At 51.4% G+C, this 6,124-nt stretch carries 5 protein-coding genes; all 5 read left to right on the top strand.

The genetic code is table 11. From position 1 onward, the window contains the following. The first annotated feature begins 3 nt into the window (after positions 1-3). The 5 genes from Q4A89_RS07240 to mutL are packed head-to-tail and all read left to right on the top strand — an operon-like array spanning position 4 to position 5,996. Positions 4-873 carry a peptidyl-prolyl cis-trans isomerase gene (locus tag Q4A89_RS07240; protein WP_303184591.1) on the top strand — a complete coding sequence of 290 codons (870 nt, stop codon included), beginning with the start codon at positions 4-6 and terminating at the stop codon, positions 871-873. Positions 874-931: 58 nt separating this feature from the next. Continuing rightward, the gene (locus Q4A89_RS07245) at positions 932-2,245 is read left to right on the top strand and encodes a peptidylprolyl isomerase (protein ID WP_303184601.1); all 1,314 of its coding nucleotides are present in this window, start codon (positions 932-934) and stop codon (positions 2,243-2,245) included. Continuing rightward, a complete protein-coding gene (locus tag Q4A89_RS07250; protein WP_303184593.1) occupies positions 2,242-3,846 on the top strand; it encodes an OstA-like protein in 1,605 nt (534 codons plus the stop codon). Before Q4A89_RS07245 ends, Q4A89_RS07250 begins: the two co-directional genes overlap by 4 nt. Positions 3,847-3,861: 15 nt before the next feature. Beyond that, a complete protein-coding gene (locus Q4A89_RS07255) occupies positions 3,862-4,170 on the top strand; it encodes a hypothetical protein (protein WP_303184594.1) in 309 nt (102 codons plus the stop codon). Then, entirely contained in the window at positions 4,170-5,996 is a 1,827-nt protein-coding gene (mutL, locus tag Q4A89_RS07260) for a DNA mismatch repair endonuclease MutL (RefSeq protein WP_303184596.1), read from the top strand. Before Q4A89_RS07255 ends, mutL begins: the two co-directional genes overlap by 1 nt. Positions 5,997-6,124 lie beyond the last annotated feature (128 nt).

The raw sequence follows: 6,124 nt of genomic DNA on the forward strand, positions 1-6,124 counted from the left end.
GTGATGAAACGGAAGATGTGGTATCTTTGGTGTGTGTTGGCCGGAGGATATATTCTCGGAGCCTGCCGTCCTTCTGGCGCGAGGGAAGATGCCGACATCTTGGTACAAGTGGAGGGACTTTCGTTGACTCGCAGCGAAGTGGAGAAGGTTATCCCGCAAGGGAGCACGCCGGCCGACAGTTTGCTGATGGCCGAAAACTACATCAAAAAGTGGATCACGGACATCTTGATTTACGAAGTTGCCGAAGACAATTTGGGCAGAGAAGAGGCGGAAGTGAATCGCCTCGTCGAAGAATATCGTCGGGCGTTACTCCGGCATCGTTATCTCGAAGGAATGGTACACAACAAACTTTCTGCCGAGATTCAGGAAAGCGAGAAGCGGCAGTATTACGACGAGAACACCCAGAAATTCACGTTGGATAAGCATTTGATCAAAGGACTTTTTATCAAGGTGCCGTTCGATGCGCCCGGCTTGGAGGATGTACGGAAGTGGTATAAGTCGGAGAAACTCGAGGCCGTTGAGAATATCGAGAAGTACAGCATTCAGAACGCTTCTATGTATGATTATTTCTACGATCATTGGGTCGACTTGGATGAGGCGCTGGCTAAAATACCGACCCGCATATCGAATAAGACACAGTTTCTGAAGACAAACAAGGCTTTTGAGTTTACCGACAGCACGTATTGTTATTTCCTCAATATATCCGAATATCTGCTGGCGGGAAATGTGGCACCGTATGAATATGCGCAACCTCAGATCGAAGAGGTGATGATTAACAAACGCAAAGTCGAATTTCTACGAAATTTTGAAGAAGAGCTTTACCGGGATGCCGTACGGAAAGGTAGCGTCATCTTTTATAACATGAAACCATAAAATACAGAGTAAGATGAGAAAAGGTTGGATATGCTTCTTGTTGGCTTGTCATTTGGGCATGGCTTACGGACAGAAGAATGTGATCGATGAGATTGTTTGGGTGGTGGGCGACGAAGCCATACTCCTTTCGGACGTAGAATCTCAGCGACTGTATATGCAGAACGAAGGACAGCGTTTCGACGGCGATCCTTACTGTATTATCCCGGAACAGATTGCGATCCAGAAGCTCTATTTGAATCAGGCCAAGGTCGACAGTGTGGATGTGAGCGAGAGTCAGGTAATCCGTGCCGTCGATCAGTGGGTCAACATGGTCATCAATCAGATTGGGCAGGAGAAATTGGAGGAGTACTTCAACAAGAAGTTGTCGCAGATTAAGGAAGAGCGGAAGGCGATGATACGGGAGCAGCAGATTGTGCAGGAGATGCAGAAGAAGCTGGTCGGAAAAATCAAGCTCACCCCTTCGGATGTACGGCGCTATTTTCAGCATATTCCCGAAGACAGTCTGCCGATGATTCCTACGACCGTCGAAGTACAGATTATCACGATGGAACCGAATATTCCGTTCGAAGAAACGGATGCCATCAAGGCGCGTTTGCGCGAATTTACCGAGCAAGTCAACAACGGAAAGATGGAATTCTCGACGCTGGCACGTCTGTATTCCGAAGACCCCGGATCGGCTTCCCGAGGGGGAGAGATGGGTTTTCTGGGCAAGACAAGTTTGCTGCCCGAATTTGCCAATGTCGCGTTTAACCTCTCCGACCCGAAACGCGTTTCGAACATTGTCGAAACCGAATACGGCTATCATATCATCCAGCTGATCGAAAAGCGGGGCGACCGCATCAATTGCCGCCACATCCTGTTGCGCCCGAGAGTATCGGACAAGGAACTGAACGAAGCGACCGCCCGTATGGATTCGCTTTATACCGACATCCAAAACAATAAGCTGACGTTTGAAGAGGCGGCCACGTATCTGTCGTTCGACAAGGACACCCGTAACAACAAAGGTTTGATGGTGAACCAGAATTATGAGAGCAGCCATTCCGGCACGCCGAAGTTCGAGATGCAGGAGTTGCCGCAGGACGTCAGCAAGGTGGTCTATGGCATGAAGGTGGGAGAGATTTCGAAGCCGTTCCGCATGCTTACGGACAAACAGAAAGAGGTGATTGCCATCGTTAAACTGAAATCACGTACGGACAGTCACCGCGCTAACATCACCGACGATTATCAGGTGTTGAAAACGCTCGTCGAAAACCGTAAGCGTGAAGACCTGCTGAGAGACTGGATCATCAAGCAACAAAAGACAACATACGTGCGGATTGCCGATGGATGGCGTAACTGCGACTTCCGCTATCCGGGCTGGATCAAAGAATGAAGACCGTCGGCAGATACCTCTTGCTGAATTCTCTGTTGCTTTTTTGTCTTTTGCTTGCCGCGCAGCAACCCGAGAAGTCCGTTCCGAAAAAAACGAAAGTTTATCTGGAACATGCCGATGTGCAACTGTTCGACAAAGAGGTGAACGCCGACCGGCAAGTCTTGAGTGGTAATGTCAGTTTCCGTCACGACAGTTCGTATATGTATTGCGACAGCGCTTACTTCTACGAGCAGAGCAGTTCGTTGGAAGCGTTCGGGTCGGTACGGATGGAGCAGGGCGATACCTTGTTCGTGTACGGGAACTATCTTTTTTACGACGGCAATGCGCAATTAGCCAAAATGCGCGAAAACGTGCGCATGGAAAATATTCAGGCCGACAGCTCGGTCGTAACGCTTTTTACCGACAGCCTGAACTACGACCGCGCCGCCAATATCGGTTATTATTTCGAGGGAGGAACGATTGTCGACGCTCAGAACGAGTTGTCTTCTTGCTACGGTCAATATTCGCCGGGCACGAAGATTGCTGTCTTTAACGATAGCGTGCGACTTCAAAACGAAAAGTTTACGTTATATTCCGACACGTTGCAATACAGCACGGAAACGAAGATCGCGACGATTCTGGGGCCCTCGGTCATCGTATCGGACAGCGGCAATATCTACACTTCGAAAGGCTGGTACAACACGGTCGAGAATACGGCGCTGCTTTTAGACCGTTCGCAAATCGTCTCCGGCAACCGTCTGCTGACGGGCGACTCGATTTCCTATAAGCGGGAGGTCGGTTTCGGCGAGGCTTTCGGCAATATCTTCCTGCAGGACACGGCGCAGAAAATTATTTTCGAAGGGCAGTACGGATTTTACGACGAGAAGAACGAATACGCGTTCGCGACCGACAGCGCCCGCTGCCTCGAATATTCGCAGGGCGATACGCTGTATATGCATGCCGACACGTTCGAAATGATGACCGTCGATTCGACGGCGCGAATCGTCAAGGCGTATCACGGCGTGCGTTTCTTCCGTGTCGATTTGCAGGGCGTCTGCGACTCGATGCAGTTCAGTACGAAAGATTCGGTGTTATATATGTACACCGACCCTGTGCTGTGGAGTGAAGACTATCAGCTGTATGGCGATACGATTGTCGTGCACATGAAGGACACGACGGTCGATTATGTACATGTAATCCGCTTCGCCTTTTCGATTCAACGCCTTGACTCCTCGTATTACAATCAATTGAAGGGGAGTGACCTGAAAGCTTTTTTCGAGGGGCCGTCGGTCCGTAAGATTCATATCGACGGCAATGCCGAGTCGATTTACTATCCGTTGGAAGAAGACGGAAGCATCGTGGGGATGAACGAAACGAAGAGCAGTTACATGACCATCTGGCTGAAAGAAAACAAAATCGACAAGCTCCTTATCTGGCCGTCGCCACAGGGCTTGCTGACTCCGATTCCCGCCCTTCGTCCGGAACAGAAAACGTTAAAGGAATTTTACTGGTACGACTATATGCGTCCGCTCAGCAAGGACGATATTTACACGCCGGTACAACGAAAAACGGAAGATGCGCCGAAACGAAGCAATAAATTTCGTAATTTAGCACCCGAATAATCGATAGAGACCATCATGGGAATGTTTTATTTTTATAACGTGCGCAAGCCTCGGCAGTTCGAGCATAAGCCGATTTATTGGGACCCCCGCAAGGAGAATCTCGAGAAGCGAATTCATCGGGTAAAAATGGAAATGGGTGTCGAAGAGACCGATTACGAGCAATACAAAGAGGCGATCAGGGGAAGTTTCGTCGAAGGGACGACGCACCTGAAGAAAAGCAAAGCAAAAGGCGACGACATGCGCGACCGCATTTACAAGAATATGCGTTTGCTGCTTATCCTCGCCATTCTCGCCGTCATTTACTGGTTCTTCTACATTCGTTAATGAGCGACATCATTCACTTATTACCCGACCACATTGCCAACCAGATCGCAGCTGGCGAAGTCATTCAGCGGCCGGCTTCGGTCGTGAAAGAACTGATGGAGAACGCCGTCGACGCGGAGGCGACGGAGATCACCGTTCATGTCAAAGACGCGGGGCGCACGCTCGTACAGGTGGTAGACAACGGCAAAGGCATGTCGGAAACCGATGCCCGCATGGCTTTCGAGCGTCACGCCACGTCGAAGATTTCGGATGCGAAAGACCTCTATGCCTTGCGCACGATGGGCTTTCGCGGCGAGGCGCTGGCCTCGATTGCGGCGGTGGCGCAAGTCGAGTTGCGCACGCGGGCAAGGGGCGCCGAACTGGGGACGAAGCTCTCGATTTCCGGCTCCGTACTCGAATCCATCGAGCCCGATGCCTGCATCGAAGGAGCGATTTTCTCGATTAAAAACCTGTTTTACAATGTGCCGGTGCGCCGCAAGTTCCTTAAATCGAACGAAACGGAATTTCGCAACATTATGACCGAGTTCGAGCGGGTCGCGCTCGTGCATCCGCAGATTGCTTTCAAGCTCTATCACAATGATACGGAGGTGATGAACCTGCCGACGTCGGGGCTGCGCCAACGCATCGTGAACGTATTCGGCAAAAGTTTCAATCAAAAACTCCTGCCTCTCGAAAGCGGCACTTCGCTCGTGAAAATCGAAGGATTCATCGGACGGACGGATAGCGTGCGCCGGCGCGGGTATCAGAACTATTTCTTCGTCAACGGACGATATATGCGGCATCCGTATTTCCACAAAGCCGTCATGCACGCTTACGAGCCGCTGATACCGGCGGGCGAATGGCCGGATTATTTCATTTATATGACGTTAGACCCGTCCGAAATCGACGTGAATATCCATCCCACCAAAACGGAAATCAAATTCGAGAACGAGCAGCCGATTTGGCAGATTCTTTCGTCGGCCGTGCGGGAGGCGCTGGGCAAGTCGAATTCCGTGCCGAGCATCGACTTCGATACCGAAGGCGCGATCGACATCCCGGTATATAATCCTTCGACGCAGGGAAGTATCCGCCCCCCCGTCGTGCAGGTCGATACGAAATACAATCCGTTTCAGACGACGCATCGGCCGTCTTATCCCGAACGGAATTGGGAAATGCTGTATCAGGATTTCGAAAAAGGACGCAGAGACCCCTCGGAAGAGAGCGGACTGACGGCTGATATTCCCTCGCGCGAGCCGAAGTCGGAGACGCTCTTCCCCGACGTTTCCTCTCCCTGCTTCCAGTATAAAAACCGTTATATCATCACCTCGCTGAAATCGGGGCTGGTGCTGATCGACCAGCATCGGGCACATGTGCGGATTCTGTACAATCAATACATCCGCAACGTCAGACAGCAGAAAGGCGCCTCGCAACAGATGCTCTTTCCCGAGCTTGTGGAGCTTACACCCGCCGAATCCGCTCTGATTCCGAGCTTGATGGACGACCTGCGCCGGCTGGGCTTCGACCTGAACCCGATGGGCAACAACAGTTACTCGATCACGGCGCTCCCGGCCGGAGTGGAGGAGAACAATCCCGCCGAACTGCTCAAAGACCTTGTCCATTGTGCGGCCGAATTGTGCGGCGCAATCGGCGACGAAATGGCCGAAGCTCTTGCGCTCTCGCTGGCTCAGTCGGCCGCCATACGTCCGGGCAAACCGCTCACCGTCGAAGAAATGGAAGCGATGATGGCCGCCCTCTTCTCGTCCGAGTCAAACCGCCTCACACCTGACGGAAAACCGATTCTCTTTATCCTGACGGACGACGAACTTGCCTCGCGCTTCAAGAGCTGACCGTGCAAAGACGCTCAACCCCTCGCACGAATCGATGACAAACCCTTTGCGGCAAATGAATCACACTTGTGATTTGTTAGAAACAATTTGCGGGAGATCAATCACACCTGTGATTTGTTTCAATCAAT

This window comes from Tannerella sp., from assembly GCF_030528505.1.
GTDB lineage: Bacteria > Bacteroidota > Bacteroidia > Bacteroidales > Tannerellaceae > Tannerella.

Bases quoted from the DNA above. Each gene is read 5' to 3' on its own strand.
- Q4A89_RS07245 (WP_303184601.1), top strand. From the start codon at position 932: ATGGCTTACGGACAGAAGAATGTGATCGATGAGATTGTTTGGGTGGTG.
- Q4A89_RS07240 (WP_303184591.1), top strand. From the start codon at position 4: ATGAAACGGAAGATGTGGTATCTTTGGTGTGTGTTGGCCGGAGGATAT.
- Q4A89_RS07255 (WP_303184594.1), top strand. From the start codon at position 3,862: ATGGGAATGTTTTATTTTTATAACGTGCGCAAGCCTCGGCAGTTCGAG.
- mutL (WP_303184596.1), top strand. From the start codon at position 4,170: ATGAGCGACATCATTCACTTATTACCCGACCACATTGCCAACCAGATC.
- Q4A89_RS07250 (WP_303184593.1), top strand. From the start codon at position 2,242: ATGAAGACCGTCGGCAGATACCTCTTGCTGAATTCTCTGTTGCTTTTT.